Annotated in this window: 32 protein-coding genes; 10 read left to right on the forward strand and 22 right to left on the reverse strand. The window is 74.0% G+C overall.

Annotated elements, in window-relative coordinates; genetic code table 11:
- Positions 1-163: 163 nt before the first annotated feature.
- The 6 genes from AB1673_15020 to AB1673_15045 form a co-directional block, all read right to left on the reverse strand.
- Positions 164-2140 (reverse strand): acyltransferase family protein, encoded by a 1977-nt coding sequence (locus tag AB1673_15020; protein ID MEW6155276.1) that lies wholly within the window; start codon positions 2138-2140, stop codon positions 164-166.
- A 54-nt stretch (positions 2141-2194) separates the two neighbouring features.
- Positions 2195-2833, reverse strand: coding sequence for a ferritin-like domain-containing protein (locus AB1673_15025; GenBank protein MEW6155277.1), 639 nt, complete (start codon positions 2831-2833; stop codon positions 2195-2197).
- Positions 2830-3507, reverse strand: coding sequence for a ferritin-like domain-containing protein (locus AB1673_15030; GenBank protein MEW6155278.1), 678 nt, complete (start codon positions 3505-3507; stop codon positions 2830-2832). Before AB1673_15030 ends, AB1673_15025 begins: the two co-directional genes overlap by 4 nt.
- A 141-nt stretch (positions 3508-3648) precedes the next feature.
- Entirely contained in the window at positions 3649-4440 is a 792-nt protein-coding gene (locus AB1673_15035) for a ferritin-like domain-containing protein (GenBank protein MEW6155279.1), read from the reverse strand.
- Between the two features lie 41 nt (positions 4441-4481).
- Complete coding sequence (locus AB1673_15040) at positions 4482-5201, reverse strand: ferritin-like domain-containing protein (GenBank protein ID MEW6155280.1); 720 nt, start codon at positions 5199-5201, stop codon at positions 4482-4484.
- A gap of 18 nt (positions 5202-5219) precedes the next feature.
- A complete protein-coding gene (locus AB1673_15045) occupies positions 5220-5576 on the reverse strand; it encodes a cupredoxin family copper-binding protein (protein MEW6155281.1) in 357 nt (118 codons plus the stop codon).
- An 87-nt stretch (positions 5577-5663) separates the two neighbouring features.
- Here AB1673_15045 and AB1673_15050 point away from each other — a divergent pair, with 87 nt between their 5' ends.
- Together AB1673_15050 and AB1673_15055 are read left to right on the forward strand one after the other, a co-directional pair.
- Complete coding sequence (locus AB1673_15050; protein MEW6155282.1) at positions 5664-6245, forward strand: sigma-70 family RNA polymerase sigma factor; 582 nt, start codon at positions 5664-5666, stop codon at positions 6243-6245.
- A complete protein-coding gene (locus AB1673_15055; GenBank protein MEW6155283.1) occupies positions 6230-6982 on the forward strand; it encodes an anti-sigma factor in 753 nt (250 codons plus the stop codon). Before AB1673_15050 ends, AB1673_15055 begins: the two co-directional genes overlap by 16 nt.
- 7 nt (positions 6983-6989) lie before the next feature.
- Here the strand turns inward: AB1673_15055 and AB1673_15060 are convergent, their stop codons facing one another.
- Positions 6990-7829: a polysaccharide deacetylase family protein gene (locus AB1673_15060; protein MEW6155284.1), complete on the reverse strand. Its 840-nt coding sequence runs from the start codon at positions 7827-7829 to the stop codon at positions 6990-6992.
- Positions 7830-7898: 69 nt separating this feature from the next.
- On the opposite strand from AB1673_15060, the gene AB1673_15065 reads away from it, so the two are divergent.
- The 4 genes from AB1673_15065 (at position 7899) to AB1673_15080 (ending at position 11362) form a co-directional block, all read left to right on the forward strand.
- The gene (locus tag AB1673_15065) at positions 7899-8240 is read left to right on the forward strand and encodes a metalloregulator ArsR/SmtB family transcription factor (protein ID MEW6155285.1); all 342 of its coding nucleotides are present in this window, start codon (positions 7899-7901) and stop codon (positions 8238-8240) included.
- Positions 8234-9904, forward strand: coding sequence for an AMP-binding protein (locus tag AB1673_15070; protein MEW6155286.1), 1671 nt, complete (start codon positions 8234-8236; stop codon positions 9902-9904). Before AB1673_15065 ends, AB1673_15070 begins: the two co-directional genes overlap by 7 nt.
- A complete protein-coding gene (locus tag AB1673_15075; GenBank protein MEW6155287.1) occupies positions 9901-10230 on the forward strand; it encodes a phosphopantetheine-binding protein in 330 nt (109 codons plus the stop codon). The genes AB1673_15070 and AB1673_15075 overlap by 4 nt, the downstream gene beginning before the upstream one ends.
- Before the next feature lie 124 nt (positions 10231-10354).
- Positions 10355-11362 (forward strand): membrane dipeptidase, encoded by a 1008-nt coding sequence (locus AB1673_15080; GenBank protein ID MEW6155288.1) that lies wholly within the window; start codon positions 10355-10357, stop codon positions 11360-11362.
- Here AB1673_15080 and AB1673_15085 read toward each other — a convergent pair.
- From AB1673_15085 to AB1673_15095, 3 genes are all read right to left on the reverse strand, one after another.
- Positions 11346-12464: an aromatic ring-hydroxylating dioxygenase subunit alpha gene (locus tag AB1673_15085; protein ID MEW6155289.1), complete on the reverse strand. Its 1119-nt coding sequence runs from the start codon at positions 12462-12464 to the stop codon at positions 11346-11348. The two genes, AB1673_15080 and AB1673_15085, sit on opposite strands and share 17 nt — an antisense overlap.
- Positions 12465-12625: 161 nt before the next feature.
- A complete protein-coding gene (locus AB1673_15090; protein ID MEW6155290.1) occupies positions 12626-13174 on the reverse strand; it encodes a thermonuclease family protein in 549 nt (182 codons plus the stop codon).
- 8 nt (positions 13175-13182) lie between these two features.
- Positions 13183-13356, reverse strand: a complete 174-nt coding sequence (locus tag AB1673_15095) for a hypothetical protein (protein MEW6155291.1) — start codon at positions 13354-13356, stop codon at positions 13183-13185.
- A gap of 184 nt (positions 13357-13540) precedes the next feature.
- Here AB1673_15095 and AB1673_15100 point away from each other — a divergent pair, with 184 nt between their 5' ends.
- Positions 13541-13732 carry a hypothetical protein gene (locus tag AB1673_15100; GenBank protein ID MEW6155292.1) on the forward strand — a complete coding sequence of 64 codons (192 nt, stop codon included), beginning with the start codon at positions 13541-13543 and terminating at the stop codon, positions 13730-13732.
- A 26-nt stretch (positions 13733-13758) separates the two neighbouring features.
- Here the strand turns inward: AB1673_15100 and AB1673_15105 are convergent, their stop codons facing one another.
- The 5 genes from AB1673_15105 to AB1673_15125 all read right to left on the reverse strand — a co-directional run bounded on the left by AB1673_15105 (position 13759) and on the right by AB1673_15125 (position 16911).
- Entirely contained in the window at positions 13759-14307 is a 549-nt protein-coding gene (locus tag AB1673_15105; GenBank protein MEW6155293.1) for a phosphatase PAP2 family protein, read from the reverse strand.
- 61 nt (positions 14308-14368) lie between these two features.
- Complete coding sequence (locus AB1673_15110) at positions 14369-15118, reverse strand: ABC transporter ATP-binding protein (GenBank protein ID MEW6155294.1); 750 nt, start codon at positions 15116-15118, stop codon at positions 14369-14371.
- A complete protein-coding gene (gene cbiQ / locus AB1673_15115) occupies positions 15115-15891 on the reverse strand; it encodes a cobalt ECF transporter T component CbiQ (GenBank protein MEW6155295.1) in 777 nt (258 codons plus the stop codon). The genes AB1673_15110 and cbiQ overlap by 4 nt, the downstream gene beginning before the upstream one ends.
- Entirely contained in the window at positions 15888-16214 is a 327-nt protein-coding gene (locus AB1673_15120) for a PDGLE domain-containing protein (protein ID MEW6155296.1), read from the reverse strand. Before AB1673_15120 ends, cbiQ begins: the two co-directional genes overlap by 4 nt.
- 1 nt (position 16215) lies before the next feature.
- A complete protein-coding gene (locus AB1673_15125; protein ID MEW6155297.1) occupies positions 16216-16911 on the reverse strand; it encodes an energy-coupling factor ABC transporter permease in 696 nt (231 codons plus the stop codon).
- A gap of 104 nt (positions 16912-17015) precedes the next feature.
- Between AB1673_15125 and AB1673_15130 the strand changes: the two genes are divergently transcribed.
- A complete protein-coding gene (locus tag AB1673_15130) occupies positions 17016-17531 on the forward strand; it encodes a transcriptional repressor (protein ID MEW6155298.1) in 516 nt (171 codons plus the stop codon).
- On the opposite strand, the gene AB1673_15135 is transcribed toward AB1673_15130, so the two are convergent.
- Together AB1673_15135 and AB1673_15140 are read right to left on the reverse strand one after the other, a co-directional pair.
- Entirely contained in the window at positions 17465-18274 is an 810-nt protein-coding gene (locus AB1673_15135) for a PD-(D/E)XK nuclease family protein (protein ID MEW6155299.1), read from the reverse strand. The genes AB1673_15130 and AB1673_15135 overlap by 67 nt on opposite strands.
- Before the next feature lie 57 nt (positions 18275-18331).
- Positions 18332-19168, reverse strand: a complete 837-nt coding sequence (locus AB1673_15140) for an alpha/beta hydrolase (GenBank protein ID MEW6155300.1) — start codon at positions 19166-19168, stop codon at positions 18332-18334.
- A 57-nt stretch (positions 19169-19225) separates the two neighbouring features.
- On the opposite strand from AB1673_15140, the gene AB1673_15145 reads away from it, so the two are divergent.
- Positions 19226-19660: a nuclear transport factor 2 family protein gene (locus tag AB1673_15145; protein ID MEW6155301.1), complete on the forward strand. Its 435-nt coding sequence runs from the start codon at positions 19226-19228 to the stop codon at positions 19658-19660.
- Between the two features lie 12 nt (positions 19661-19672).
- Here the strand turns inward: AB1673_15145 and AB1673_15150 are convergent, their stop codons facing one another.
- From AB1673_15150 to AB1673_15165, 4 genes are read right to left on the reverse strand one after another with little or no spacing between them, the layout of a single operon-like run.
- The gene (locus AB1673_15150; GenBank protein MEW6155302.1) at positions 19673-20653 is read right to left on the reverse strand and encodes a DUF72 domain-containing protein; all 981 of its coding nucleotides are present in this window, start codon (positions 20651-20653) and stop codon (positions 19673-19675) included.
- A complete protein-coding gene (locus AB1673_15155; GenBank protein MEW6155303.1) occupies positions 20650-21468 on the reverse strand; it encodes an SGNH/GDSL hydrolase family protein in 819 nt (272 codons plus the stop codon). Before AB1673_15155 ends, AB1673_15150 begins: the two co-directional genes overlap by 4 nt.
- Positions 21465-22868 (reverse strand): ABC transporter permease, encoded by a 1404-nt coding sequence (locus AB1673_15160; protein ID MEW6155304.1) that lies wholly within the window; start codon positions 22866-22868, stop codon positions 21465-21467. Before AB1673_15160 ends, AB1673_15155 begins: the two co-directional genes overlap by 4 nt.
- Positions 22865-23563, reverse strand: a complete 699-nt coding sequence (locus AB1673_15165; protein MEW6155305.1) for an ABC transporter ATP-binding protein — start codon at positions 23561-23563, stop codon at positions 22865-22867. The genes AB1673_15160 and AB1673_15165 overlap by 4 nt, the downstream gene beginning before the upstream one ends.
- Positions 23564-23628: 65 nt before the next feature.
- On the opposite strand from AB1673_15165, the gene AB1673_15170 reads away from it, so the two are divergent.
- On the forward strand, positions 23629-24669 hold the full coding sequence (locus AB1673_15170) for a YihY/virulence factor BrkB family protein (GenBank protein ID MEW6155306.1): 1041 nt from the start codon (positions 23629-23631) through the stop codon (positions 24667-24669).
- On the opposite strand, the gene AB1673_15175 is transcribed toward AB1673_15170, so the two are convergent.
- The gene (locus tag AB1673_15175; GenBank protein MEW6155307.1) at positions 24666-25904 is read right to left on the reverse strand and encodes a geranylgeranyl reductase family protein; all 1239 of its coding nucleotides are present in this window, start codon (positions 25902-25904) and stop codon (positions 24666-24668) included. The genes AB1673_15170 and AB1673_15175 overlap by 4 nt on opposite strands.
- Positions 25905-26135 lie beyond the last annotated feature (231 nt).

Genomic DNA, 26135 nt, shown 5'->3' on the forward strand with positions numbered 1-26135 from the left:
TCCGATCCCTTCGTGGCCGAGGTCCGTCCCCGCCGCCACTCGGCCGCTCAAGGCCGCCGGGCGCCTCCCATGCCGGGAGGTGCGTCACAGACCACATCGGCGCGTCGACGACCGACCTTGAGCACGAATGCGCGATCACGGCCGGCGGGAGGCCCCGCGGGGGTCAGATGGCGGCGAGGAGGGTGGCCGTGAACAGGCGGATGCCGGTGGGCGTGAGGTGGAGGCCGTCGTCGTAGAAGGCGTCGGGGTTGGCCGAGGCCACCGAGTGCCAGTCGACGAGGACGGTATTGGGCCACCGGTCGGCGGCCTCGGCCAGCACCTCGTTGTTGGGGCCCTCCCAGGCCCGGTGGACCTTCACGTTCACCAGCACGACCTTGCCCACCCCTTCGAGCAGGCCCAGTAGCTGGTCGATCTGGCCCGGCGGGATGGGCCCGTTGTTGCCGGTGTGGACGATCACGGCCTCGCCCAGCAGACCGCCGTCGCGATGGGACCGCACGGTGGCCACCACCGAGGCGAACTGCCGCCCCACGTCGGCGTCCACCACGATCCCCTCCACCTGGTGCTCGAGCAGCGGCTTGGCCCCTAGTAGCACCGAGTCGCCGATGGCCGTCACCTGGGCCCGGACGGTAGGCAGTTCGATCGGCGGCCGCGGGGGCTCGGGCGCAGCGGTCGTGGGAGCGGCTGTGGGCGGCGGAGGGGCCGGCGTCGTCGTGGGCCCCTCGGCGGCCGTCACGGTGGTGGTCGTCACCTCGGGCCCTGTGGTGGGGGCCACGGTCGTGACCACCCCGACGGCCCCGTCACCGAGCAGCTTCTCGGCGGAGGCGGCGTTGAGGCCGGTGGCGGCCACCACCTCGGGGCCGGTACCCCGGTCCTCGCTCACGGCCACCCCGGCGGCCATGATGGCCAGGGCGGCACAGGTGGCCAGGCCCCAGCCGGCGGTCGACCTTGCCACCGGCCGTCGGTCGGCCCGGGCCTGGCGGAGGTCGGCCCACGCCCGGCCGATGGCGCCCCGGCGGGCGGGCTCCTCCACGAAGCGGTAGGACACGGCTGCCAGTGCGAGGGTGAGCACCGCCCGCAGGGCAAGCAGCGGACCACCCTCGAAGGGCACGTCGAGCTGGGGCCGGGTGACCATGATCACCGGCCACGACCACAGGTAGGCGGCGTAGGAGCGCCGGCCCAGCCACACCATGGGCCTCGACCCCAGGCCCCGGCCCAGCAGGCCCGGCCGCCCGGGCCGGCCGGCGGCGGCCACGACCACGGCCGAGGCCACGGCCACCGCGAAGAAGCCGCCCCGGTAGAGGCCAGGGTCGAACTCGTCGACCGAGTAGACGGCCCACGCCAGGGCGGCCACGGCCGCCAGCCCCCCCACCTCCAGGGCGGCCCGGGGCCCGACCCCCAGGCGGTGGGTGTCGCGCCACCAAGCCGTGCCTGCGGCCAGGGCGGCCCCCAGCAGCAGGCCCGAGGCGTGGGTGTCGGTGCCGAAGTAGACCCGCGAGGGGTCGGCGTAGGGCTCGTGCAGGATGGCCATGAGGGCGGCCGAGCCGGCGGCCGCCACCACCAGGGGCGCCACCAGCCGCCGGGGCGACCGCCGGCGCAGGAGCAGCACCAGCACCGGAGGCCACAGCAGGTAGAACTGCTCCTCCACGGCCAGGGTCCACAGGTGCTGGAGGACGGGCGGGCGCCCGGCGGCTTCGAAGTAGGACTCGCCACCGAAGATCATCCGCCAGTTGCTCACGTAGGCGAGGGCAGCCAGCAGGTCGCCCCGCAGCCGGGCCGCCTGCTCGGGCACCAGCAGGGGCACGGCAACGGCCACCGCGGCCAGCAGGACGACCACGGCGGGCAGGAGCCGCCGGGCTCGCCGGGCCCAGAACCGGCGCAGGTTGACCCGCCCGGCCGCCTGGCGCTCGGCCACGAGCAGGGCGGTGATCAGGTAGCCGCTGAGCACGAAGAACACGTCGACGCCCAGGAACCCGGCCCGGGCCCAGCCCAGGTCGGCGTGGTAGGCGAAGACGGCGATGACGGCCAGGGCGCGGACGCCGTCGAGCGCGGGCCGGTAGGGCAGCCTGCTACCAGGAGGCGGCGCCTCCTTCGTTCCCGGCTCCCGCCGCCGTTCCAGTTCCGGGCCCGTAGGGGCGAGCACGGGCCCGATCGTACGACGTACCGCCGCCCCCTTGGCAAGCCTTCCTGGCGGGCCTCAGCCGATCGTGTCCGACAGCGTCCGCGCCCCGTCGGTGGGGCTGAAGCTGGCGGGCGGCAGCGTACGGCCGTTGAGCAGGGCCAGGACGGCCACGTGCTGGTTCTCGACGGGGTGGACCGAGGCGGCCACCTTGATGGCCGCGTTGTTGTTCATGCCGCCGATGGCGGCCAGGTAGGTGAGAGCGGTGACGTTCTCGATGTCCTGGCAGACCGAGAGGACGGCGGCCGTGTCCCTGGCCCGGAACATCTGGGGGTCGGTGGAGGCCGTCTTGACGGTGCGGTTCACGCCCGTCACCGCCGGCTTGCCGGCCCCGGTGAGGACGGCGTTCCAGGCCGCCGCGTGGTCGCGGTGGTGGGCCTGGACCGCCACGAAGAGCTCCTTCACGGCCGGCGGGTAAGGACCGAGCTGGGCCTCCCGTTCGAGGCACTCGGCGTAGAGCGACACCAGCAGGTTGTCCATGGCGGCCAGCAGCCCGGCCACCGCCAGGTCTCCCTCCAGGCGGGCCGGGTCGGTGGTGACCGGGCTGAAGTCGGGCCGGGGGTTCTCGTCGCCCCCGCACGCCCCCAGCACGACCGCGGCGGCGGTGGCCGAGCCCGCGGCCAGCAGCCGGCGCCGGCCCATCGCGGCCCCGCTCACGGCACCGCGCCTTCGGCCGGTGGCCGGGCCTGGTCGAGGCGCGAGAACGGGTCGGGCACGCCCGCCACCCCCGCTCCCGGGGGGAGGAGGTCGGCCGCGCCCGTGGCCAGACTGAGCAGCTCGACCGACCGGGCCGTGGCCAGGCCCTCGCCCACCCGCAGGACGGCCACGTGCTGGGCCTCGATGGCCATGATCATGGCCGCCAGGCGGCGGGCGTTCACGTCGGTCATGAGAGCGACGGCGTTCTGGTGGGTCTGCATCGACGCCGTCTCCAGCCTGAGGGCCATCGACACCGCTCCGGCCATCTCGGCCAGGCCGCCGGCCGCCTGGGCCACCACGGCCGACAGCGGGCCGTTGAGGCCGGTCTGGGCCTGGCCCCCGAGGGTGGTGGCGATGTCGTTGCACGCCCGGGCGTGGTCGCCGTGCTGGTCGCGTGCGGTGGTGACGAGGGCTTTGAGCACCGGGTTGGCGGCCGCGGCTGTGAACAGGGGGAGGGCCAGCAGAGCGCTGTAGGTGTCGACCAGCAGGTTCTCGACCGAAGCCGCCGTCTGCATCAGCTGGACGTCGAGCACCTGGTCGGCCGACGCCGGCCGGGGCCCGGTCCCCGCCAGCAAGGCCGTGCCACCCCCGGTGGCGGCCAGCAGGCCGAGGAACTGGCGGCGGTCGACCCTCACGCCCGTACCGTACGCGCCGGTGGCCGCCCGCAAGTCGCGGTCCGGGCCCGGCGCGGGACAGCCCGCCCCCAGGGCTCGGGGGCGGGCTGTCCGTGTTGCTCCCGGAAGGGCTCGTCCGGAAGGCCAGGGTGATCGTGAGGGCTAGGAAACGCCCACGCCGGCGGCGACCGCGCCGTCCTTGGTCTGGAAGCCACCGCCCGGCACCTGGTCGGTGGGCGTGCTGAAGGCGGTGGTCAGCACGCCGGCCAGGACGGCCACGTGGCGGGCCTCGACGCCCCCGACGCTCATGGCCGCCTTGTTGAGGGAAGCGTCCTCGAAGGCACCCACGGTCGAGAAGTAGGTGGCCGCGGCCGCCTTCTCCAGGTCGTGGGCCAGCTGGACGACGCCCTTCTCGTCCCGCAGGGCCTTGATGGCGGGGTCGAGCTGGGCCAGCACGGCCGGGTTGGCGGTCGTGAACGCCTGGCCCCCCATGGCCGTGGTGGCACCCTCGAACAGGGCGGCGTGCTCCAGGTGCTGGTCGCGGAACAGCTTGGCGGCGTCGCCGATGGCGGCCGTCGTCACCAGGCCGGAGGCGATGGCCGTGTTGTACACGTCCACGGCCAGGCGCTCGAGCGACGATGCCGTACGCAGGATCGTCACGTCGAGACTGGCCTGGCTGCCCGAGCCCGAGCCCGCGCCGCCCGCGCTGTCGTTGTCGTCGCTTCCGCCGCAGGCGGCCAGGACGGCGGCCGACACGACGCTCAGCCCGCCCACCTGGAGGAAGCGGCGGCGGTCGAAGCCACCGAGCACCAGGTCGGACTTGACCCGGGCCGAGTGCTTGTCCTCGCCGTTGAAGAGCCGGGCCACGAGCTCGCGCATGGAGCGCATGGCCCCGTTGTGCTCGACCTGGGTCTCGCGCGCCTCACGGCGCAGATGGTCGCTGGAAAGGTCCACGGTTGCTCCTGTTCGCGTCTTGGGGGTGCTGGTCGGGCGGGTCACGCCACGGGGAACATGGCCGGGTCGATCTTGGCCGTGTCGGTCTCGAACGCCGCCGTGGGGAACAACTGCGCCCCGGACTGGCCGAGGGCCATCCCCAAGATGGTGGCGTGCTGGGACTCGACGGGCAGGATCGAGGCGGTGAGTTGCAGGGCGGCCGTCGACTGGAGGGCGCCCAGGGCGAACATGTAGGTGGCCGTGGCCATGTTCTCCACTTCTTGGGCGAACTCCAAGATCTTGGTCTGGCCGGCGGCGATGGCCGCCGTCAGGTCGGGGCCGACGGCGGTCAGCAGGCGGGCGTTGGGCTTGCCCGTGGCCTTGCCCCCCGAAGCGCCCGCGAACGCCTGGGCGTGGGCCTGGTGGTGGGTGGCGAAGATCTCGCCCACGGTCTTGACCCCGGCCTGGAGCTTGCCGCTGCCGGCAGCTGCTTTGTAGGCCTCGACGGCCACCAGCTCGACGCTCTCCGCAAAGGCGGCGATGTCGCCGTCGGTGAGGCTCTGGGCGGCCACCGGGAGCACCCGGGCGAACGGGATGGTGAGCCCACCCACGCTGAGGGCGCCTCCGCCCACGGCCGCCCGGTTGCGGGCCGACCGGCGGCGGAAGCCACGCGTCTCGGCGTGCAGGGCCCGGATCTCCTCGTGCATTGTCTCCATGCCCTGGCGGTGCAGGTCGTCGACCTCACCGGCCAGGCTCAGGAGCTCCCTCTCGCTTATCTCCATCTGGACGTTTCTCCTTGGCTACTTGACGGTGACGGTCCCGACCATCGAGTTGTGGATCCCGCAGAAGTAGGCGTAGGTACCGGCCTGGGTGAACGTGAACGAGTAGGTCTGCCCCTGCGCCATGTCCGGGCTGACCGGGAACGCGTCCCCCTCGGCCTTCACCGAGTGGGGGAACGTGTCCGAGTTGGTCCACGTCACGGTCGTGCCTGCGTCCACCGTGATCGTCTGCGGCTTGAAGTTGAACTCGACGATGTCCACCTGGTTGGTGGCGGTGGCCTCGCCACCGCCACTGCTCGCCTCGCCGTCACCCCCGCCGCCGCACGCGGCGAGGGCGATGGCGAGGAGGCCTACGACGAGGACGAGGTGCTTTCTCATGTCGATGGGTCTACGGAGCCCCGCCGTCCCCGGATGACTGCACCCGGTCATCCATGCGAGCGCGGCCCTCCGTACTCTGTGGTGCAGATGGAGCACCTGAAAGACTTCAGCGACGCCGCTCTGGTCATGGCCGTCGGCCGCTGGCGGGAGGACGCGCTGGCCGAGGCCTACCGGCGCCACGCCGGGGCCTCGTTCGCCCTGGCCCGGAGGCTGCTGGGCGACAAGGAGAGGGCCGAGGAGATCGTGCAGGAGGTGTTCATCCGCCTGTGGCACCGGCCCGACCGCTTCGACCCCGAGCGGGGCTCGCTGCGTTCCTACCTGCTGGCCCAGACCCACGGGCGGTCGGTCGACCTGCTGAGGTCGGAGACCTCTCGCCGGCGGCGGGAGGAGCGCGACGCTCGCCAGACGGCCGAGAGCCCTCCCGACATCGAGCGGGAGGTCATCGACCTCACCGTGGCTGAGAGGATGAAGGGGATCGTGGCCGAGCTGCCGGTGGAGGAGAGGAAGGCCATCGAGCTCGCTTACTTCGGCGGCCACACCTACCGCCAGGTGGCGGTGATGCTGGACACGCCCGAGGGCACAGTGAAGAGCAGGATCCGCTCCGGGTTGCGCCGGATGCGCCAGAGCCTGGTAGACGCAGGGATGGGGACGACATGGGGCGAGAGTTGAGCCACTTCGAAGTGCGGGAGCTGCTCGGCGCCTATGCCCTCGACGCGGTGGACGGCGAGGAGAGCGAGGCCGTCGAGCGCCACCTCGAAGAGTGCGGGATCTGCCGCACCGAGGTGAGCGAGCACCGGGAGGTGGCCAGCCTGATGGCCGCCGGGTGGGTGCCGGCGCCCGAGGGCGTGTGGGACCGCATCGCCAGTTCGCTGGAGGAGACTCCGCCCGCCATGAGGCCCCCGGCCTCGCTGGGAGCGGCCCGCGAGCGCCGGCGCCAGAGGCTGACGGCCCCCACCCGCGTCGCGGTGGCCGCCGGGGCCGCCGTGTTGGTGGCCGTGTTCAGCCTGACGGTCGTCAAGGTGCTCCAGACCAGCGACCGGGTCGACAACTTCGCCCGGCCCAGTGGTCTCGAGCAGGTGGCCCAGGAGGCGGCCCGGCGCGACGACGCCCGGGTGGTCAACATGGTCTCGACGGCCGGCCCCCACTCGGCCGAGGCCGTGCTCCTGCCCGACGGCACGGGCTACATCCTGCGGGCCAACCTGCCCAGGCTGCCCGAGGACCGCACCTACCAGCTGTGGGCGGTCGTCGGCCCGAGCAAGATCTCGGTCGGGGTGCTGGGCTCGGAGCCCGGGGCCGTCGCCTTCCGGGCCGCCGGGGACGTGTCGGCTCTGGCCATCACCGAGGAGGTGGCCGGGGGTGTGGTCGCGTCCGACAAGCAGCCCACGGTGGTGGGCGTGGTGGCCTGAGGGCCGGTTACGCCCCGGCCCGCTGCAAGTCGCGCAGCTCGCGGTAGCCGATGAGCGTGGCTCCGGCCCGCTGGACCAGCGAGCCCAGGGCACCCGGGGCGGTGGCGAAGTCGAAGTCGTCCACGTAAGCCGACCATTCGGGGGCCAGGGAACGCAGCTCGGCCGAGTCGATGGCGGGGTGGAGGTAGACCTCGGTCACCCCCGCGGGCAGGTCGACCAGGGCCCGCTCGATGGCCCGCCGGCTACCCATGCCTCTCACTCGTACGAAGTGGTCGGGCGACACGACGCCCTCTTCGGCCGCCAGCCGGCGGAACGGGAAGCCCACCGAGCGCTCGGTGGACGCGTCCCCCAGGCGCACGGGCAGCCCGAACTCCACCGCCAGTTCGAGGTAGACGTCGAAGAACTCCGGGCGCAGCTCCAGGGCCGACAGGTGGGAGTCGACGTGGCTCACGTCGAAGCCCCAGTAGATGGCCCGCTCCAGTTGCGCCCGGCACTCCCTCCTGGCCTCCTCGACGTCGGCGTGCTCCCACACGTCGTCGAGGGTGCGGGGGAACCCACCGTCGCCGTCGAGCAAGGAGGGGGAGTGGGTGATGGGCCCCCAGCGGAAGAGGTCGTGCTCGGCGTTGAGCGTCAGGTGCACGCCCACGTCCTCCCCCCGGTAGCGGGCCGCGGCCTCGCGTGCCCAGGGGGCCGGCACCATGAGGCTGGCGCTGGTCGCCACCCCGTCGCGCAACGCCGCGTACACGCCCACGTTGGCCGCATGGCACTTGCCCAGGTCGTCGCAGTTGACGATGAGCAACCGGGCGTCGGCGGGGTAGCCCAGCTTCTCGGCCAGCGTGGTGGTCACGGTCGCGACGGTAGTGGCCGCCGATCAGCCGCGGTTGATCGGGGCCCCGGGCCGCCGTACCCTCGTCCGATGTCCAGTGCGATCACCAAGCGTGAGCTGGAACAGCTCTCGAACGAGCTCTCCGTGCTGGCCGAGCCCCACCGCCTGCTGATCCTGCGTCACCTGCGCCGGGGCCGACGCACGGTCGGGTTCCTGGCCCGGGCCTGCGAGATGACCCAACCCCTGACCAGCCACCACCTATCGGTGCTGTTGGAGGCCGGCCTGGTCACCCGGGAGCGGCGGGGCCCGTTCACCTGTTACGCGGCCGATCCCGGCCGCGTGCAGGAGGTGCACCGCCGGCTGGGCCGCCTGGCCGGGGCCGAGGGCCCCGTGGCCGAGGCGGCCGCCAAGATCGCCGACAACCCGTGCTGACCTCGCGGCCGGGGCCAGCCCGAGCCGCCGGGGGCCTGGCCGCTGGTGATCTGGGGGCCGGGGCGGGCGCCGGGGAACTGGTGCTGGAGCCCTGGTTGGGGTCCCAGGTCAGGTGCTACCCGGGCCGGGTGCGCACGATCGTCGAGGCCCTCGACCGGGCGGTGCGCCTCCACGGCGAACGCACCGCCCTGGAGACCGCCGAAGGGGACGTGACCTACGCCGAGCTGGCCGAGCTGGTCGAGGGGGCGTGCGAGCGGCTGGCCGAGGAGGGCCTGGGCCCCGGCGACCGCTTGGCCGTGTGCCTGCGTAACGGGCTCGACGTCGTCGTCGCCATCTGGGCCTGCGCCCGGGCCGGCTACCTGTTCGTCGGTCTGTCGACCCGCCTGCAACCACCCCAGTGGGCCTACATGATCGAGCACTCGGGAGCCTCGCTGGTGCTGGCCCACCCCGAGTTCGCCGAAGGGGCGCAGGCCGCGGCCGCCGAGGCCGGCCTGGCCCCCGAGAGAGCCCGGCCGGTGGGCGACGTGCTCACCGGGCGGCGCCGGCCGTGGCGAGGCGACGCCGTCCCGTTCCCCCACGAGGACTCGGTCTACGGGGTGATCTACACGTCGGGCACGACGGGCCGGCCCAAGGCCAGCCAGCTCGTGCACCGGGGGACGATGCACTCGGCCCTCGCTTACGTGCGCACGCTCAGCCTCACGGCCGACGACCGCACGGCCGTGGTGTTCCCCCTGTTCTACATAACCGGCCACGTGGCCCAAGTGACCCCGATGATGTTGGTGGGAGGCACGTCGGTGACGGTGGGCGACCTCGTGCCCCGGGACTTCGTCCGCCTGCTGGCCCAGCGCCGTATCACCTACCTGATGGTCGTCCCCTCGCTGTGGCCGCTGCTGCTGCGCCAGGAGGAGTTCCGCTGGCCCGACCTGGCCCACTGCCAGATCGGGGCGTTCGGGGGCTCGCCGGTGCCGATCTCGACGGTGACGGCCCTGCGGGCGCGTATGCCCCAGCTCCGGCTGTTCGACGCCTACGGGCTGACCGAGACCCACTCGCCGGCCACCGTGCTGATCGACAGCGAGTTCCGCCGCAAGCCCGGGTCGGTGGGCCGCCCCCTGGCTTGTGCCGAGGTGCGGGTGGTCGACGACGACGGCCACGACGTGGCCGTGGGCCAGCCCGGCGAGCTGTGGGTGCGCGGCCCCATGGTCACCTCCGGCTACTACCGCGACCCCGAGGCCACGGCCGCGGCCATCACCGACGGCTGGCTGCACACCGGGGACCTGGCCCGGCTCGACGACGAGGGCTACGTGTACATCCTCGACCGCAAGAAGGACATGATCTCCCGCGGCGGTTTCAAGGTCTACTCGGTCGAGCTGGAGTACCTGCTCGTCAGCCACCCCGACATCGCCGAGGCGGCCGTGTTCGGTGTGCCCGACCCGCTGGCCTACGAGGCGGTGGCCGCCCACGTTGTCCCGGCTGCCGGCCGGGAGGTGGACGCCTCCACCGTCCAGCAGTGGGTGGCGTCCAAGATGGCGGACTACGCCGTGCCCCGGTTCGTCCGGGTAGTCGGCTCGATCCCCCGCAACCGGACGGGCAAGGTCGACAAGATCGGTCTGCGGGCCGCCTTGGTCGCCGAGCTCGAGAGCGCAGGCCGCAGGAGGGCCCCATGAGCGAACCCCAGACCCCCACGTGCCGGCCGGCCCGCAGCGAGGCCGACGTCGCCGCCGCCACGCCGCCGGCGACCGACGTGCCCGGCCGGCTGCGGTGGCTGCTGTCGGCCCATCTCGACGTGAGCCCCGACCGCTTGGAGCCCGACGTCCGGCTGGGGGAGGACCTGTGCGTCGACTCGCTGGCCGCCGTGGAGCTGATGATGGTGGTCGAGGACGAGTTCGACATATCGCTGCCCGAGGCCGAGGTCGAATGCCTGCGCACCTACGGGGAGCTTCTGGCCCTCGTGTCGTCCAAGGCCGGTGCCCAGGCGGCGGCCGGCGCCTGAGGGCGGCCGGCGCCCGGCCCGCCCGGCGACCGGGGACCGGGCCCCGGCCGGCCCCCTCGCTAGCTCCCGCGCCGGCTCTCTCGCCGGCTCCCTCGCCGGCGCCCTCGCCGACGCCCGCGCCCTGATGGCCGGCGGCGACGTGCTCGACATCCACACCGAGTCGTTCGTGTGGAGCCGGGTGTTCGGCTACGACGTGGCGCGGGCCCACGGCCGCGGCCTGCTGGGCGCTCGCCTCTACTCCCAGGCCGACCTGCCCAGGATGGTGGCCGGCGGGCTGACCGGGGCCGTGCTCAGCATCGCCACCAACCCCTTCCGGCGACAACCCGTGCTGGCGGCCAACGTGGGCCGCCTCGTGCACATGGTCTCGGCCCCGACCAGTGAGGCCGTGCCCGCCGTCCCCGCCGGGGCCGTCCCGGCCGAGGTCGTGACCGATGTTGGCGGTTACCGGCGGGCGCGGGCCGCGGGGCGGTTCGCCTGCTTCGTGGGCGTGCAGGGGGCCAACGCCGTGCACTCGGCCGCCGAGCTGCCGGCCGAGGTGACCCGGGTCACGCTCGTCCACCTCACCCGCTCGCCCCTGGGTTCGCCCAGCGCCCCCCTGGGGGGCCGGGGCGGGCTCACGGCCCGGGGCCGGGAGATGGTCCAGGGCCTCAACTACCGGCGGGTGCTGGTCGACCTGGCCCACGCCAACCGCCCCACCTTCTGGGACGCCCTGGCCGTGCACGACCGCTCGTTGCCCCCGATCGTGTCGCATACCGGTGTGTCGGGGGTCTACCCGTGCTGGCGCAACATCGACGACGACCAGGTGAGGGCCGTGGCCGACCGGGGCGGGGTCGTGGGGATCATGTACCACTGCGGGTTCGGGGGGCGGGGCTTTCTGGGTGGTCCCACCACGGCCGCCGTCCTCGACCACCTCGAACACGTCATCGCCGTGGGCGGTGAGGGGGCGGCTGCCCTGGGCAGCGACTGGGACGGGCTCATCGTGCCCCCCACCGACATGCCCACCGCCGCCGACCTGCCCGTCCTGGTGGCCGCCATGGTGGCCCGGCGATGGCCCGAGCGCCGGGCCCTGGCCGTGCTGGGCGGCAACTACCTGCGGGTCATGGAGGACGTGCGCCCTACACCCGCATCCTGAACCGGCGCTCTCCCTCGAGGCCGGCACTGGGTGCCTCGCCCCGCTCCTGCTGGCGCAGGAGCTTGCCGATGTACTGGCCGAGAACGTCGAGTTCGGTGGAGGCGAAGTGCTCGCCCCCGAAGCGGGCGATGGTGGCCGCCTGGCGGCTCAAGATGGCCGAGTCCTGGCCCAGGATGCGGTTGGCGACCGGCGTGATGGCGGCCCGCACCGGCCCGTGGGGCAGCCTCAGGTGGAACGTGATGGCCGCATGCATGACCGTCTCGCGCTCGCCGACGGGCGTGAAGGCGGCCGTGTTGATCAGGTGGTTCTCGCCCAGCCGGTACTCCACCTGGGCGATCGACGGGAGCACGAACCGGTCTACGTGGGATACCACCCCGCCCTCGGGAGCCAGGATGCGCCCGGCCAGCCCCTCGGGCCGCGGTTCGCCCACGTACTCCGCCTCCACGCCTGCGGCCGTCTGCCGCACGACCACCTCGATCTCGGTGGGCGGGCGCCCACCCCGGAACAGCCCACCGTGCAGGAAAGCCGTGTGGGGCACGTCGAGGGTGTTCTCCAGGCAGGCGTGGAGCCCGGCCGCGAACCGCTTGTGCTTGTACACGGTGCTGTAGCCCGCCTGCCCCACGTACGGGAACCGGTAGGGCCCGTGGGCGTCGGCGTCGCCCGTGCCGTTGTCGCCCGTGCCGTTGTCGCCCGTGCCCGTGCCGGTCGGGCCGCCGACCGTGCCGCCCGTGCCCGGTACGGGCCCGGTCCGGGCCCAGACGAAGCCGTCGTGCTCGGCGGTGGGCAGGGGGGTGGCCCGCCGGCCCCGGCGGTCGGGCCGGTCGCCGGTGAGGCCCGGCACCTCCCGGCACGCTCCGTCACCGTCGAAGCGCCACCCGTGGTAGCAGCACTGGAGCAGGCCGTCACCCACCGTGCCGCACGACAGCGGCACGTTGCGGTGGGGACAGCGGTCGACCAGGGCCACGGCCCGGCCCCGGCCGTCGCGGAACAGGGCCAGCGGGGTACCGGCCACCGTACGGGCCAGAGGCCGCTGGGCCCGGGCCAGGCCCGTCCACCGGCCGCCGCCCAGGTCGCGGGACAGGCAGGCCACATACCAGGTCACGGGCGCGAGGCTAGGCGGCTGGTGTCTTTCGCGATCGGCGCTTCGCGCCGAGCGGCCGACCTGCCCCTGACCAGCATCTTTGCAATGTCGCCGAGCCGCGAACGGGGCGGTCGGCCGCCTGGGGAGGGTTTAGACACCAGCCTCCTAGGCCGGGCTGCCCCTCACCCGGCGTCGGAACAGGCGGCCCACAGGCCCCGCACACCGACCCGGGCCTCGCGGGCCGCCGCCTCGAACTGGTCGGCGTGGGCCACGTTGGGCGTGACCGTGTATACGGTGGCGTAGCCCTGGCGCACCAGCTCGGCGTTGACGAACAGGCCGTCTTCCCGGCGGTAGACGTAGGCCAGCAGGCGGCCGTAGCGGTCTTCCTGCTCGACGTCGCCCACCAGGCGGACGGCTGTGCCCGGGGGCAGCAGCGAAGACATGAAGCGGCTGGCCTCCTCGCCGAAGCAGGCCACCGGGCGCCGGGGGTCGACGGTCTCGGGGGTGTCGATGCCGATCAGGCGCACCGTGCGCCGGCCCGTGACGACGATCGTGTCCCCGTCGACCACCCGCTCGACGACCACGTCGACCCCCGCCGGTAGGTTGCCGGCCACCGGGCCCGAGGGCGGTGGCTGGGCGGCCGGGGCCCCCCACTCGAGGACGAGGGCGGCGACCGCCACGGCGGCCACCACCGCCATGACCAGAGCCCAGCTGCGCCCCCGCCTGGCCACGGCCGCCCTCAGGCGGCGCGAGCGGCGGCGTCGCCCCCGGGGGCACGGCAGGCCGAGGCCCGCAGAGCCTCGCGGGCCGAGGCGACACCCCGAAGGCCGATCTCGCGGGTCTTGGCGTCGAGCCGCCAACCGTCGGGCCGGCGGGCCGGCGTGTCGTCGAGCAGCGGGAGCTGGTCGTTCATGTAACCAGGATGGCAGGGGGGTGTGACAATGTGTTCATACCCCTGCCGCACGGCTTGGCCTCGACCCCGTTAGGGTAGGGGGGAGCAAGGAAGTTGCACGACCGTTCCATCCGCTATCAAGGATGGCGACGGAAAGGTCGACAACAGGGAAGACGGGCAACCCCGCCCGATGTTGGAGTAGAGGATGAAGGACACACTCGAGAGCGACGCCATCACCCAGGCCCTGCAGATCATCGATCGCCACCTGGGGACCCTCCACCGGCGTGAGCTGGTGTCGACTGCCGAGGTCTCCGACCTCCTGCTCGACATGCGCTCAGTGCTGGCGGCCGCCGAGCTCGAGCTGGCCCTCGAAGCCACCCCCGCCCGTTCCAACTGACCGGCCGCCGCCGCGTGCCCGGCGGTTCAAGCCTGCGTCCTCTCCAAGGGCATGAGCTTGCGGCCGGCCAGGCCCAGCACCAGGCCCAGGGCGGCTCCGCCTATCACGTCGGAGGGGTGGTGGATCTTCACGTAGACACGGCTGGAGGCCACCGTGGCCGCCATCAAGACGTACACCGGCCACCAGCGGTCGTCCTCGGACAGCAGGATTGCGTTGGTCACCGCGGCCGAGGCATGCCCGCTGGGGAAGCTGCTGCTGCGGGGCCGGCGAAGGCGGTGGGGGCGTACCACGTCCCACGGGGGCCGGGTTCGGCGGAAGAACGACTTGACCACCCCGTTCACGAGGACAGACTCCAGCGGGGCTGCGACGGCCACCCTCAGGGCGGCCCGTTCGTCGGTGGGCGACGAACGCAGGCTGCGGGCCGAGGCCAGCAGCAGCCACACGAGCCCGAAGTCACCCAGTTCGGACGCCGCGTAGAAGACCCGGTCGGCCACCGGGTGGCCCCTCAGCCCGTCGACGGCTGATTCGATCCGGCGGTCGAACCGCTCCACGGCACCCCGACCGCGCCAAGACATGGCCGGTGACCCTACCCGCCCGACCGGTCGGCCCCCGCGGCGCCCGCCCGCCCCCCGACCTTCACACCGATGACGGGTCGAAGCCGTAGGGCAGTTCGAGACGGTTGGCCTTCATGAGGGCCACGTCGCCGAGGACCTCGCGGGTGGGGCCGTCGGCCACGATGCGGCCGTCGTTCATCACCAACGACCGGGGGCACAGTTCGAGGGCGTAAGGCAGGTCGTGGGTGACGACGAGCATGGTGACGTCCAGCCCGACCAGCACCTCGGCCAGTTCCCGGCGGGAGGCGGGGTCGAGGTTGGAGGTGGGCTCGTCGAGCACGAGCACGTCGGGGCCCATGGCCAGGACGGTGGCCACCGCCACCCTCCGGCGCTGGCCGAAGCTCAGGTGGTGGGGGGGCCGGTCTTCGACGCCCTCCATGCCCACGGCCGCCAGGGCGGCGGCCACCCGGGCGGCCAGGGCCTCGCCCCGATGGCCCAAGTTGGCGGGGCCGAAACCCACGTCCTGGCGCACGGTGGGCATGAACAGCTGGTCGTCGGGGTCCTGGAAGACGATGCCCACCCGCCGGCGGACCTCGCGCAGGTTGGCCTTGGCCACCGGCAGGCCGGCCACCTCGACCGACCCCGCGCCGGCTGTGAGGATGCCGTTGAGATGGAGCACCAGGGTGGTCTTGCCCGCCCCGTTGGGGCCCAAGAGGGCGACCCGCTCACCCCGTCCGATGGTGAAGTCCACCCCGAACAGGGCCTGGTGGCCGTCCGGGTAGGCGTAGGCCAGGCCCTCGACGGCCAGCACGGGCGGGCCAGCGGTGGTCAAGTGCCCACCGTGGCCCAGGCGACCACCGCCACCGCCGCGGCCGCCACCGGCAGGGCCAGGGCGGTGCCCCACTGCCGCCCCCCGGCCGGCTGGTCGGCCAGCACCGGCAGGGAGCCGTCGAAGCCCCTCGACAGCATGGCCAGGTGCACCCGCTCGCCCCTCTCGAACGAGCGGACGAACAGCGTGCCCGCCGAGGTGGCCACCGCCCGGGCCTGCCACAGCCAGCGCCCGTTGTCGCCCCGCGACAGGCGGGCCACCCGCATGCGCCGGGCCTCACCCACGACCACGTCGAGGTAGCGGACCATGAACCCGGCCACCGCCGTGAAGAGCCGGGGCACCCGTAGCCGGTCGAACCCGTCCAAGATGGCGGCGACCGGGGTGGTGGCGGCCAGCACGACGGTGGTGGCCACGCCCAGCGTGGCCTTGGCCACGATGTTCCAGGCGGCCCACAGCCCCTCGGTGGCCAGGCTGAGCCCGGCCACCTCGACCCGTTCGCCTTGGGCCACGAACGGCAGGAAGAGGGCGAAGGCCACGAACGGCACCTCGATGACCATGCGGCGGGCCACGAAGGCCAGCGGCACCCGGCCCACCCGGGCCAGAGCGGCCAGGGCCAGGGCGTAGACGGCGAAGGCCCAGAACGCCTCGCGGGGCGTGGCCACCACCGCGAACACGAACAGCAGGGCGGCCGCCAGCTTGCACTGGGGGGCCAGGCGGTGCAACGGGCTGGCGGCGGCCACATAGAGCGACGCCGTCGGGCCGTGGCCCCCGCTCACAACGGTGTTCGGGCCGCACCCGACCGGCGCCTGCGGCGGGCCATGGCCACCAGGGCCCATCCCACCCCGAAGGTCACCGCCATGCCGGCCACGCCGGCCAGGCCCGTGGACAGGGCGTCGTTGGCCACCCCCTCGACCCCGTAGTCGGCCGTGGGCAGGCCTTCGAGGGCGTGGGGCGTCCCCTGGTCGGCGAAGCCCTGGTCGATGGCCACCCGCTCCAGCCCGTCGGGTTGGCTGCTGGCCCGGGGCCCGAGGGCGAAGACCAAGGCGGCGGCCACGGCCAGGCCGGCGCCCACGAACGCCCACAGCCCGGCCCGCCGCACCTCAGGCCTCCCCGGCGGCGGCCGCCCGGGGGACGACCTCCAGCGGTCGGGCCAGGTGGCGAGCGCCGTAGACGAGGTCGGGGCGGACGGCCAGCACGGTGCTCACGGCCATGGCGGTGATCACCCCTTCTCCGATGCCGATCAACAGGTGCACGCCGGCCATGGCTGTGAGGACGGTGCCCAGGGCCACGGCCCCGGTGCCGCCGATGGCGTACTGCACGACGAAGGCCAGCGACGAGGCCACGACCGACAGGCAGGCGGCCACGCCCGCGGCCACGACCACCGAGGGCCGGCCATTTCGCAGGGCCCGGCGCAGGATGGCGAACACCCCGTAGCCCACCAGGGAGGTGACCAGGGCCAGGTTGAGGACGTTGAGGCCTAGCGCGCTGAGGCCCCCGTCGGCGAACAGCAGGGCCTGTACGACGACCACGACCGTGACGCACACGGCGCCGACCCACGGACCGACCAGGACGGCGGCCAGGGCGCCGCCGATGAGGTGGCCGCTGGTACCGGCGGCCACCGGGAAGTTGAGCATCTGGGCGGCGAACACGAAAGCGGCCACCAGGCCGGCTAGGGGTGCGGCCTTGTCGTCGAGGAAGTCAGCGGCCCGGCGGGCGCACACCGTGAGGCCGCCGGCGGCGGCCACACCGCCGGCCAGCGAGGTGCCGGCGTTGATGAACCCGTCAGGAATGTGCATGCTGGCCCTCCGTGGGACGGCCCGAACATAACGCATCCAGTTCGCATGTGCAGCCAGGCTGCAGCAGCTCCCGGTGCGATGGCGGTAGCGTTCCGGCGCCAGCCATGACGCCGCCCGCTCCCACGGCCCGCGACCGTGTCGCCGCCATCGTCGAGTTGCTGCGCGGCCGGGGCGAGCGCATCACCACCGCCCGCCGGGCGCTGGTGGACGCCCTGGCCGCGGCCGACGACCACTGCACGGCCGACGCGCTGGCCGCCGAGGTGCAGCGCGCCCACCCCCAGGTCCACAAGGCGACCATCTACCGCAACCTCGACGCCCTCCGCCGCCTAGGCGTGGTCGAGCACACGCACCTGGGCCACGGGCCGGCTGTGTACCACCTGGCCGACGAACCCCACGATCACCTGGTGTGCGACGCCTGCGGGTCGGTCCAACAGGTGCCGGCCTCGCTGTTGCGGGGGGTGGAGCGGGCGGTGAAACGTGACTATGGCTTCGAGATGAGGCCCCGCCACTTCGCCCTGGGGGGGCTATGCGGCCGATGCGCGGCCCCCGGCGCTCAGCCCGGCGAGGCTCCCAGCAGCTCGCGCGCCCGGTCGGGGTCGCCCCCGAAGGCCGGGCAGTAGGCCTGGAACGAGCACCAGTCGCACAGCCGGGAGGTGCGGGGCCGGAAGTCTTCGCGCTCGCAGGCCCGCTCCACCGCCTGCCAGATGGCGGCCGTACGCTGGCGCAGGCCCCGGATCGACTGCTCGGTCGGGTAGGCCACGATGGCCACCGGCTCGGCCAGGTAGAGAAGCTGCACCCGGCTGGGCCGCTCGCCGTAGAACTGCTCGCACAGGTAGGCGTAGAAGTGCACGCCCCCCAGCCGCTGCTGCTCGGCGAACACCGGCGGCGTGCCCCCGGTCTTGTAGTCGGTCACGACCAGGCCCCCGTCGGCGTCACGCTCCAGGCGGTCGATGATGCCCCGCAGGGTCAGCGAACCGACCTCGACCTCGATCTTCAGCTCCAGGCCCACGGGCTCGACCTTGGACGGGTCTTCCAGGTCGAAGTAGCGCTCGACGAGGACGGCGGCCTGGGCCGCGAACTCGGCCTCGGCCTCGGGGTCGAGGCCCAGGCCCACGAACTCGGGGTCTTCGGCCAGGTCGGTGCGGGCCTGGGCCAGGCACGCCTGACCAGCCAGCCGGGTGCGCTCGGCCGCCGGCATCTGCAGCAGTAGCTCCAGCGCCCGGTGGACCAGGGTGCCCTTCACGGCCGGGGCCGACGGCGGCTCGGGCAGGTGGTCGATCACCGAGAACCGGAACGCCAGGGCACAGTCCTTGAAGGCCGCCACCTTGGACGGCGTCAGCGATGTCGGGAGCGGGAGGGCCATCGGGACCGAGCGTACCGACCCCGTGTGACAACCACGCGGACCCCGTCCGCCCGCGGCTCAGGACAAGTCGGCGAGGGCGGCCGTGGCGACCTCGGCCGGGGACTCGAAGGGGCCGAAGTGGCCCAAGCGCTCGAAGACCCGGGTGCGGGCCGGGCCCGGCGAGATGGCGGCCGCCAGGCGGGCCGCGAGCTCGGGCCCGACGGCGTCGCTGCGGCCGCCGCAGGCGACGACCACCGGGCAGCCGACACGGCCGAGGTCGGCGAAGCGGTCTCCCTCGGGGGCCTGGAGGTAGATGGCGGCCTCGACCTCGGGGCGGCAGCGCAGGGTCAGCGAGCCGTCCGGCCCGGGCCCGAAGGCGTGCTCGACGTAGGCGTCCACGACCTCGGGGGCGAACCCCGACAGCGGCGGCTTGGCCCCGAAGTTGGCCACCGCTTCGGCCGCCGAGGCGAACCGGTCGCGCCGACGGCCGGCGCCCTCGGCCAAGGCCGCGGCCCGGGCCCGTGCCTTGTCGGGCTCGGGCCACACGATGGGCTCGTAGCACCACAGGGCCGAGAAGGTGCCGGGCCGGGCCGCCTCGGCGGCCAGCACGGCCGCGCCCCCCGAGGAGTGGCCCAGGGCCGCGGGTTGCCGGAGGCCGAGGGCGGCGACGGCCGCCAGCACGTCGTCGGCGAAACCTCGCCACTGGTAGTCGAGCCCATCCGGTGCCCGGGAGAGGCCGTGGCCCCGCAGGTCCACCCCCCAGCACCGCAAGCGGGCTCCCAGGACGTCCACCAGCGGGCCGTAGGTGCGGGCACAGAAGCCGGTGGCGTGGACCACCACCAGGTCGCGGTCGCCGCTCCCGCCGAGGTCGTGGACCGCGATCTCGACGCCGTCACTCGAACCGACCAGTTGCATCAAGTCCCCCCGGGGCACCCGGAGCGGCGCCCGCGACGGTCACGGTAGCTTTCTGCGATGGCCGACCCCCGCGACCTAGACGACGTCCGTTCGGCCAACGCCACCTTCTACGGCGCCTTCGAGGAGCGCGACCTCGACGCCATGAGCCGGCTGTGGGAGCACAACGACCGGGTGGTGTGCACCCATCCGGGCTGGGCCAGCCTGCGGGGCTGGCCCAAGGTGTCGGCCTCGTTCTTCGCGCTGTTCCAGAACAGCGAGCACCTCCAGTTCATCCTGACCAACGAGCAGGTCGAGGTCAGGGGCGACGTGGCCTGGGTGACCCTGGACGAGAACATCCTCGACGCCGACGGGGCCACTACGGTGGCCGCCCTCAACGTGTTCGCCCGCAACGGCGAGGACGTGCCCGGGGGCGGCTGGCACATGGTCGCCCATCACGGGTCGCCGGTGACGGCGTCGGCCGAGGTCCCCGGGCCAGGCGACGACGAGGAATGAGCCGCCTCAGCCTCAGATAGCCAGGCGGAGCTGGGCGTAGGCCGGGGGCGGGGGCCCGGGGCCGGGGGAGGGTTCTCGGCCTTCGAGCAGGGCGGCCATCTGGCCGGCGTTCACCACCGCGAAGTCGCGGTGGCAGTTGTTGAACAGCACGTGGACCTCCGAGGCCGAGGTCGCCAGCTCCCGCACGGCCGTGGCCCACTCCCGTAGCTCGTCGAGCCGGTACAGGTAGCGCAGGCGGGCCACGGCCGTCGGGCTGGGACGGTGCCCAGGGGCGGCGGCCCGGCCGTGGAGGCGTACGACGGCCAGGTCGGCGGTGGCCGCCACCACGGGCGGGACGGCCGCCGGGAAGCCCTGGGGTTCGTCCACGCACACGTAGGCCAGGCCCACCTCCTCCAGCAGCTCGAGGGTGGCCTCGCACTCGTCGCCCTCCAGCCAGCGCCCGCACCGCAGCTCGACGCACCCCCGGTAGGCACCGATACGGTCGGCCACCCGCCGCAGCTCCTCGCGGTTGGCCTCCTTGGGCCCGAACCAGCGGGGGAACTGGAGCAGCACGGCCCCCAGCCGGCCCGCCTCGTGGAGAGGCCCCAGGGCGTGCAGGAACCGCTCCCAGGCCTCCTCGAGGGCCTCGGGCGGGAGGTGGCTGGCGTACAGGCGGCGCTTGTCCCTCCGCTCGGGGGGGATGGCCCCGGCCATGTCGGGCCACAGCGAGTGGGGGAAGGTGGGGTGGCCGGTGAGCAGCGAGTAGGCCTTGACGTTGATCCGGAAGCCCTCGGGTGTGGCTGCCACCCAGTTGGCCGCCATGTCGGCCGTCGGCGGGAAGTAGTAGGTGCTGTCGGCCTCGACCACCCCGAACCGGCCGGCGTAGAAGGCCAGGCGGTCGGCGGCCGTCATCGAGCGCCGGGGGTACCACGCGGCCTGGCGGACGAGGGTCGGTTCGGTCCACGAGCACGTGCCCACCAGGACGCGCCCCCCGGCCTTCACCGGGCCGTTCACCGGGGCGGGGCCGGAGGGCGGGCCAGGACCTCGGCGAAGGCGTTGGCCACCGCCTGGTGGCCGCCGGCGTTGGGGTGGAAGCCGTCGGCGCTCACCAGGGCGTCGGCGATCCCCGCCTCTCGGGCCCGCAGGCCCACGGTGTGCAGGTCGACGAGCTCGGCTCCTTCCCGTTGGGCCACCCGGGCCGTGGCCGCGTTGCAGTCGGCTACGACCTGGTTGACCACCTCGGGGGGCGGCATCTCCCCGGCTGCGGCCCGGCACGGCGGCGCTGCGGGCGGGGGGTCGGGCCGGCACGCCAGATAGGACGGCAGGTGGTCGATGGGGGGCGTATTGGCCACGAGCACCCGAGTTGCCCCGTTGCGGCGCAGGGCCGAGACGACCCGGCCCAGGTCGCGCTCGAAGTCGGCGGCCTCCACCCCGGCCACGACGTCGTTGACGTTGAGCCACACGGTGGCGATGTCGGGCTGCTGGGAGGCGGCCGTGGGCACGACCACGGCCAGGGCACGAGCCACGGTCGCCCCAGGCAGGCCCATGTTGACGAACACCGTGGCCGGGCTCATGGCCGTGCGGAACAGCACCTGGGGCCAGGCCTCCCGCAGGGGGACCTCGGTGCCCGCCCCGGTGGTCTCGCTGGCGCCCACGGCGACGTACAGGGCGGTCTCGCCCCCAGGCCCGTCGGGCGCGGGTGAAGGGGTGGCCGTCACCCGGGCCGTCCCCCCGCCCCCCGAGCAGGCCACCAGCGCAACGGCGACGGCGACACCCACGGCAACTTCGAAGGCACGGGCCCCGAGCACGGCGCTGGTGCGACCGCTCACGCCGCCTCCATGGCCTCGCGCGCCGGCATGGCGGCCGCCCGGCGGGCCGGGAACAGGCCGGCCCCCACGGCCAGCAGCCCGGCGCCCGCGATGCTGCCCACGACGACGAGGGCGGGGAACCCGAGCTCGACGGCCGACAGGCCCTGGCGGGCCAGGTAGCCGTTGACGACCTGGCTGACCGAGAAGGCCGCCAGCCACCCCCCGGCGGTGCCCACCACCCCGCCCAGCAGGCCCAGGGCCCCCGCCTCCAGCAGGAAGATGCGGGATACGTCGCGGTCGCGTGCCCCGATGGCCTTGAGCACGCCGATCTCCCGCCGGCGCTCGCGCACGGCCGCCAGCAGGGCGTTGGTGATACCCAGCGAAGCGATGAACAGGGCGATGAGGCCGATGGCGCCCAGCACGATCTCCACCACCCGCAGGTAGCGCTGCACGGACGCGATGAGGTTCTCGGGAGCGGTCGTGGCATAGCCGATCTCGGTGATCTGTGCCCTCACCCGGGGCACCTCGTCGAGGCCGTCGGCGATGACGAACAGCCCGCTGTAGGGCGAAGAGGGGATCTCGATGCGCCCGTCGGCCGTGCCTCCCAGCACGGTCCAGTCCCGGGCCGCCCTGGTCTGTTCGATGGGCACGACGAACTGGCCGGTGCCCGCCTCCTGGGCGACCACCCCCACGATCGTGGTGCGTACCCACCGGGAGCGAAAGCGCGTGCGGTTCTCCTCGAAGGCCCGGGGCGCACCGAGCACCACCTCGGTCCCCACCACCGCCTCGGCGTACTCCCGGCGCAGCCCCAGCCTCGACAGGTAGCCGGACGTCACGGCCACCTCGGTCAACGAGCCGGGGGCCGGCAGGCGGCCCCAGAGGACCGTTATCGGGAGCTGGTCGGCTCGGGCCAGGTCGATCCCCACGACCGTCTCGGTGAACGGCCCCGGCGAGCGGACGGGGTTGGCGATGGGGTTGAGCGACGTGCTCGTCGTGGTGGCCCCGTCCCGGGGTGGGGTAAGGACAGGAGGGGGAAGGCGGGCCATCACGTCGCTACGGGTGGCCGGTTCGGGCGGGACGACGAGCATTGGGAACGAGACGATGGGCACCACGGTACGGACGTCGGCCAGGGCGGAGATGCGGGCCAGCGCGGCCTCGTCGAGGTCCCGGGCCGCCCCCGGCCGGGCATCGTCGTTGTCGAGCTGGGAGAGGTCGGGCTCGGCGGCCGACACCTTGATACCGGCCAGTGGTCCGCCCCGGGACAGCTCGGCGATGACCTTGGTCCGGGCCGTTCCGGCGATGGTCACCAGGGCGGTCAGCAAGGTCGTGGCCAGGGCCACGGCCAGCACGGTCAGCACCGAGCGACCGAGGCGGCGGCGCACGCTGGTCACCGCCAGCGTGGCCGCGTCGCGCCACCTCACGGGACCATGCCGGGTACGGGGTCAGCCAGGGTGCCGCCGTCGAGATGGAAGCGGTGGCCGGCCCGAGCGGCGAGGATGTGGTCGTGGGTGACAACTACCAGGGTGCAGCCGTGCCGCGCCCGGAGATCCTCCAACAGCTCCACGACCATCTGCGCGGACTCGTCGTCGAGGTTGCCGGTGGGCTCGTCGGCCAGCAGCAGGCGGGGCCGGTTGGCCATGGCCCGGGCAATGGCGACCCTCTGGCGTTCACCCCCGGAGAGGGCCGCGGGGCGGTGGCCGGCCCGGGCCGACAGGCCCACGGCGTCGAGCAGCTCGGCCGCCCGGGCCCGGCGGTGGGACACTCCGAGGCCGGCCAGCGTGCCTGCCAGCTCGACGTTCTCGGCGGCCGTCAGGGTGTCGAGGAGGCCGAAGTGCTGGAACACGAAGCCCACCGTCGCCCGCCGGTAGGCGGCCAGGGAGTCGCCCCGCAGAGCGGCCACGTCCTGGTCCCCGACGTGGACCTGGCCCCCGTCGGGACGTTCGAGACCGCCCAGGATGGCCATGAAGGTCGTCTTGCCCGCCCCCGACGTGCCCGTCACGGCCGCGTACCCACCGGCCGGCAGGTCGAGGGTCAGGCCGTCGAGCACGGTCAGCCGACCCCGCGGCGTGTCGTAGCCGTGGGCCAGGTCGCGGACCGAGACAGCCACCCCCTTCACCGCTCCATGCTGGCCCACGTTGGGGGCCGGCGGCGCGCAGCTCGGCCAGAAGGTGGCGGGCCGCCATGGGTATGACCGACGACCGGCCCCGGGCGGGGCCGGGTGGGGGAGAACCGGTCCCGGTGCAGGACGGCTCGGGCGGGGAGCCCGGGTCGCCGCTGGAGCTGGCCCGGCGGCGCTGGTTGGAGGCGGCCAAGTCGGTGCTCAAGGAGTTCCGCGACGACCGGGGGACACTGGTGGCCGCTGGCATGGCCTTCTACTGGTTCCTGGCCATCTTCCCGGCCCTGCTGGCCTCGGTGGGGATAACCGCCATGGTGGGGGCGTCGGCCGAGACGGTGGCCTCCATCCGGGCGGCCATCGAATCGACGCTGCCCGGCGACGCCGCCACCGTGCTGTCCGACGCCCTCGACCGGGCCACCCAGCGGTCCCGGGGCAGCTCGGTGGCGGCCACCGCCATCGGACTGGTCGTGGCCCTGTGGTCGGCCTCGGCGGGCATGGCCGCCCTCCAGGTCGGGCTCAACCTGGTCTACGAGGTGCCCAAGGAGAGGCCCTTCCTCAAGCGGCGCCTGCGGGCCCTGCTGCTGATAGTGACGAGCGTCACCATGGCCGGGCTGGCCACCATCGCCATCGTGTTCGGCCCGCCCATCGGCGACGCCCTGCGGGGCCACCTGCCCTTCGGGGGGACGGCGTTCACGCTGGCCTGGACGGCGGCCCGCTGGACGGTGGGCCTGGCTGCATTGGCCACCCTGTTCGCCGCCCTCTACTACCTCGGTCCCAACCGGGAGCGTCCCCACTGGAGCTGGCTGAGCCCGGGAGGGGTCGTCGGCACCCTCATCTGGATCACGGCCTCGGTCGGCTTCTCGTTCTACGTGACCAACCTGGGGTCCTACGGCAACACCTACGGGTCACTCACCGGGGTGGTAGTCCTGCTGCTGTGGCTCTATCTGTCGGCCATCGCCGTCCTGCTGGGCGGCGAGGTCAACGCCGAACTGGAACGCCAGGCCGAACGCCAACGCCAACAAGACGAAACCCGCGCGGGAAACGTGGGCGAAACGCCCACGTTTCCCGCGCAGGTTTCGCGGGGTTTCGGGCCGGGCCGCGACTAGCGGTACGCGCCGGGGCCGGCGAACATGCCCCGGGACCAGCGGCGGGGGGTGCCCAGCACGGCCCGGGGGTAGTCCTCGAACAGCCAGCGGGCGAAGTTGCGGCGCGACCAGTCGCTGGTGCCGGCCGCCCGGATGGCGATACGGGCTCCCTTGCGGTGGCTCAGGCCCCGGCTGAGGAGCCGGCCCAGGCGGTGGTCGGCGAACAGGTCCTGGCGGACCGACCGCTCGTAATGGCGGGCCACGTCGGCCGGCGCCCGTCCGGCGGCGGCCAGGACGGCCTCGGCCGCCCGCCGTCCGGTGAGCAGGGCCTGGGCGATGCCCTCGCCGGTCAGGGGGTCGGTGGCCCACGCCGCGTCACCCACGAACAGGGCCCGTCCCCCGGCGGCCGTCAGCGGGGCCTCGTGGACCCGGGCGGGGATGGGCCACGCCTTGTGGGGGGCCTCGGCCGTGGCATCGGGCCCCAGCACCTCGCGGATGTGGGCCCGCTCCACCAGTTCGGGCCACAGCTCGCCCATGCGGTGGGCGTCGAAGCCGGCGCCGCGCTGGAGGCCGAAGCCCACGTTGGCCCGTCCCCCGGGCAGCGGGAACGACCACGCGTAACCGGGTAGCAGGTCGGGGTCGAACCACACCCACAGGTCGCGGGCGGCCGGGCCGCAGCCCGTGAAGTACTGCCGGAAGGCGTGCCAGTCGCCGAGATAACCGGCTCGGGCCGCGCCCAGGGCCTTGCGCAGCGGCGACCAGGCCCCGTCGGCGCCGATCACGTATGGGGCACGCACCTGTCCGAGCCCGTCCACGTCGAGGGTCACCGGCCCCGGCCCCGGCCCCGGGCCGACCACGTCGGCCGCCGCCAGCCCGTGGCCGTCGAGGACCTTGGCCCCCGAGGCCCGGGCCAGGTCGACCAGGGCGGCGTCCAGCGCGGATCGCGGGGCCACCACTGCGAACAGCCCCTCGCCGTCACCGCTGGGCAGGGGCAGGTTGACCGTACGGCCCGACGGTGACCGTAGCCACACGTCGTGGACTGGCTGCCAGCCGGCGACGGCCTCGGGCCGCAGCCCCAGGGCCTCCAACTCGCGCAGGGCGGTGGCCGTCAGGCCGTCGCCGCAGCACTTGTCGCGGGGGAACCGGGCCTTGTCGATCACCACCACTTGGCGCCCGGCCCTGGCCAGGGTTATGGCTGCGGCCACACCCGCCGGCCCAGCGCCCACGACGGCTACGTCGGCGTCGAGCTGGGGCACGAGCCGAGGTTACGGCACCGGCTGACCGTCGATCAGCGCTCCGTCTGGCCGCCGGTCAGCCGCCGGTCAGCCGCCGGGCCCAGCCGCCGGTCAGCCGCCGGTCAGCCGCCGGGCCCAGCCGCCGGTCAGCCGCCGGGCCCAGCCGCCGGTCAGCCGCCGGGCCCAGCCGCCGGTCAGCCGCCGGTCAGCCGCCGGTCAGCCGCCGGTCAGCCGCCGGGCCCAGCCGCCGGT

The sequence above is a fragment of the Actinomycetota bacterium genome, from assembly GCA_040754375.1.
GTDB lineage: Bacteria > Actinomycetota > Acidimicrobiia > Acidimicrobiales > AC-14 > JBFMCT01.

Excerpts from the sequence above, each read along its gene's own strand:
- AB1673_15040 (MEW6155280.1), bottom strand. The coding sequence starts at position 5,201 with ATGGAGATAAGCGAGAGGGAGCTCCTGAGCCTGGCCGGTGAGGTCGAC.
- AB1673_15045 (MEW6155281.1), bottom strand. The coding sequence starts at position 5,576 with ATGAGAAAGCACCTCGTCCTCGTCGTAGGCCTCCTCGCCATCGCCCTC.
- AB1673_15050 (MEW6155282.1), top strand. The coding sequence starts at position 5,664 with ATGGAGCACCTGAAAGACTTCAGCGACGCCGCTCTGGTCATGGCCGTC.
- AB1673_15055 (MEW6155283.1), top strand. The coding sequence starts at position 6,230 with ATGGGGCGAGAGTTGAGCCACTTCGAAGTGCGGGAGCTGCTCGGCGCC.
- AB1673_15065 (MEW6155285.1), top strand. The coding sequence starts at position 7,899 with ATGTCCAGTGCGATCACCAAGCGTGAGCTGGAACAGCTCTCGAACGAG.
- AB1673_15075 (MEW6155287.1), top strand. The coding sequence starts at position 9,901 with ATGAGCGAACCCCAGACCCCCACGTGCCGGCCGGCCCGCAGCGAGGCC.
- AB1673_15080 (MEW6155288.1), top strand. The coding sequence starts at position 10,355 with ATGGCCGGCGGCGACGTGCTCGACATCCACACCGAGTCGTTCGTGTGG.
- AB1673_15095 (MEW6155291.1), bottom strand. The coding sequence starts at position 13,356 with ATGAACGACCAGCTCCCGCTGCTCGACGACACGCCGGCCCGCCGGCCC.
- AB1673_15100 (MEW6155292.1), top strand. The coding sequence starts at position 13,541 with ATGAAGGACACACTCGAGAGCGACGCCATCACCCAGGCCCTGCAGATC.
- AB1673_15105 (MEW6155293.1), bottom strand. The coding sequence starts at position 14,307 with ATGTCTTGGCGCGGTCGGGGTGCCGTGGAGCGGTTCGACCGCCGGATC.
- AB1673_15125 (MEW6155297.1), bottom strand. The coding sequence starts at position 16,911 with ATGCACATTCCTGACGGGTTCATCAACGCCGGCACCTCGCTGGCCGGC.
- AB1673_15130 (MEW6155298.1), top strand. The coding sequence starts at position 17,016 with ATGACGCCGCCCGCTCCCACGGCCCGCGACCGTGTCGCCGCCATCGTC.
- AB1673_15135 (MEW6155299.1), bottom strand. The coding sequence starts at position 18,274 with ATGGCCCTCCCGCTCCCGACATCGCTGACGCCGTCCAAGGTGGCGGCC.
- AB1673_15140 (MEW6155300.1), bottom strand. The coding sequence starts at position 19,168 with ATGCAACTGGTCGGTTCGAGTGACGGCGTCGAGATCGCGGTCCACGAC.
- AB1673_15145 (MEW6155301.1), top strand. The coding sequence starts at position 19,226 with ATGGCCGACCCCCGCGACCTAGACGACGTCCGTTCGGCCAACGCCACC.
- AB1673_15170 (MEW6155306.1), top strand. The coding sequence starts at position 23,629 with ATGGGTATGACCGACGACCGGCCCCGGGCGGGGCCGGGTGGGGGAGAA.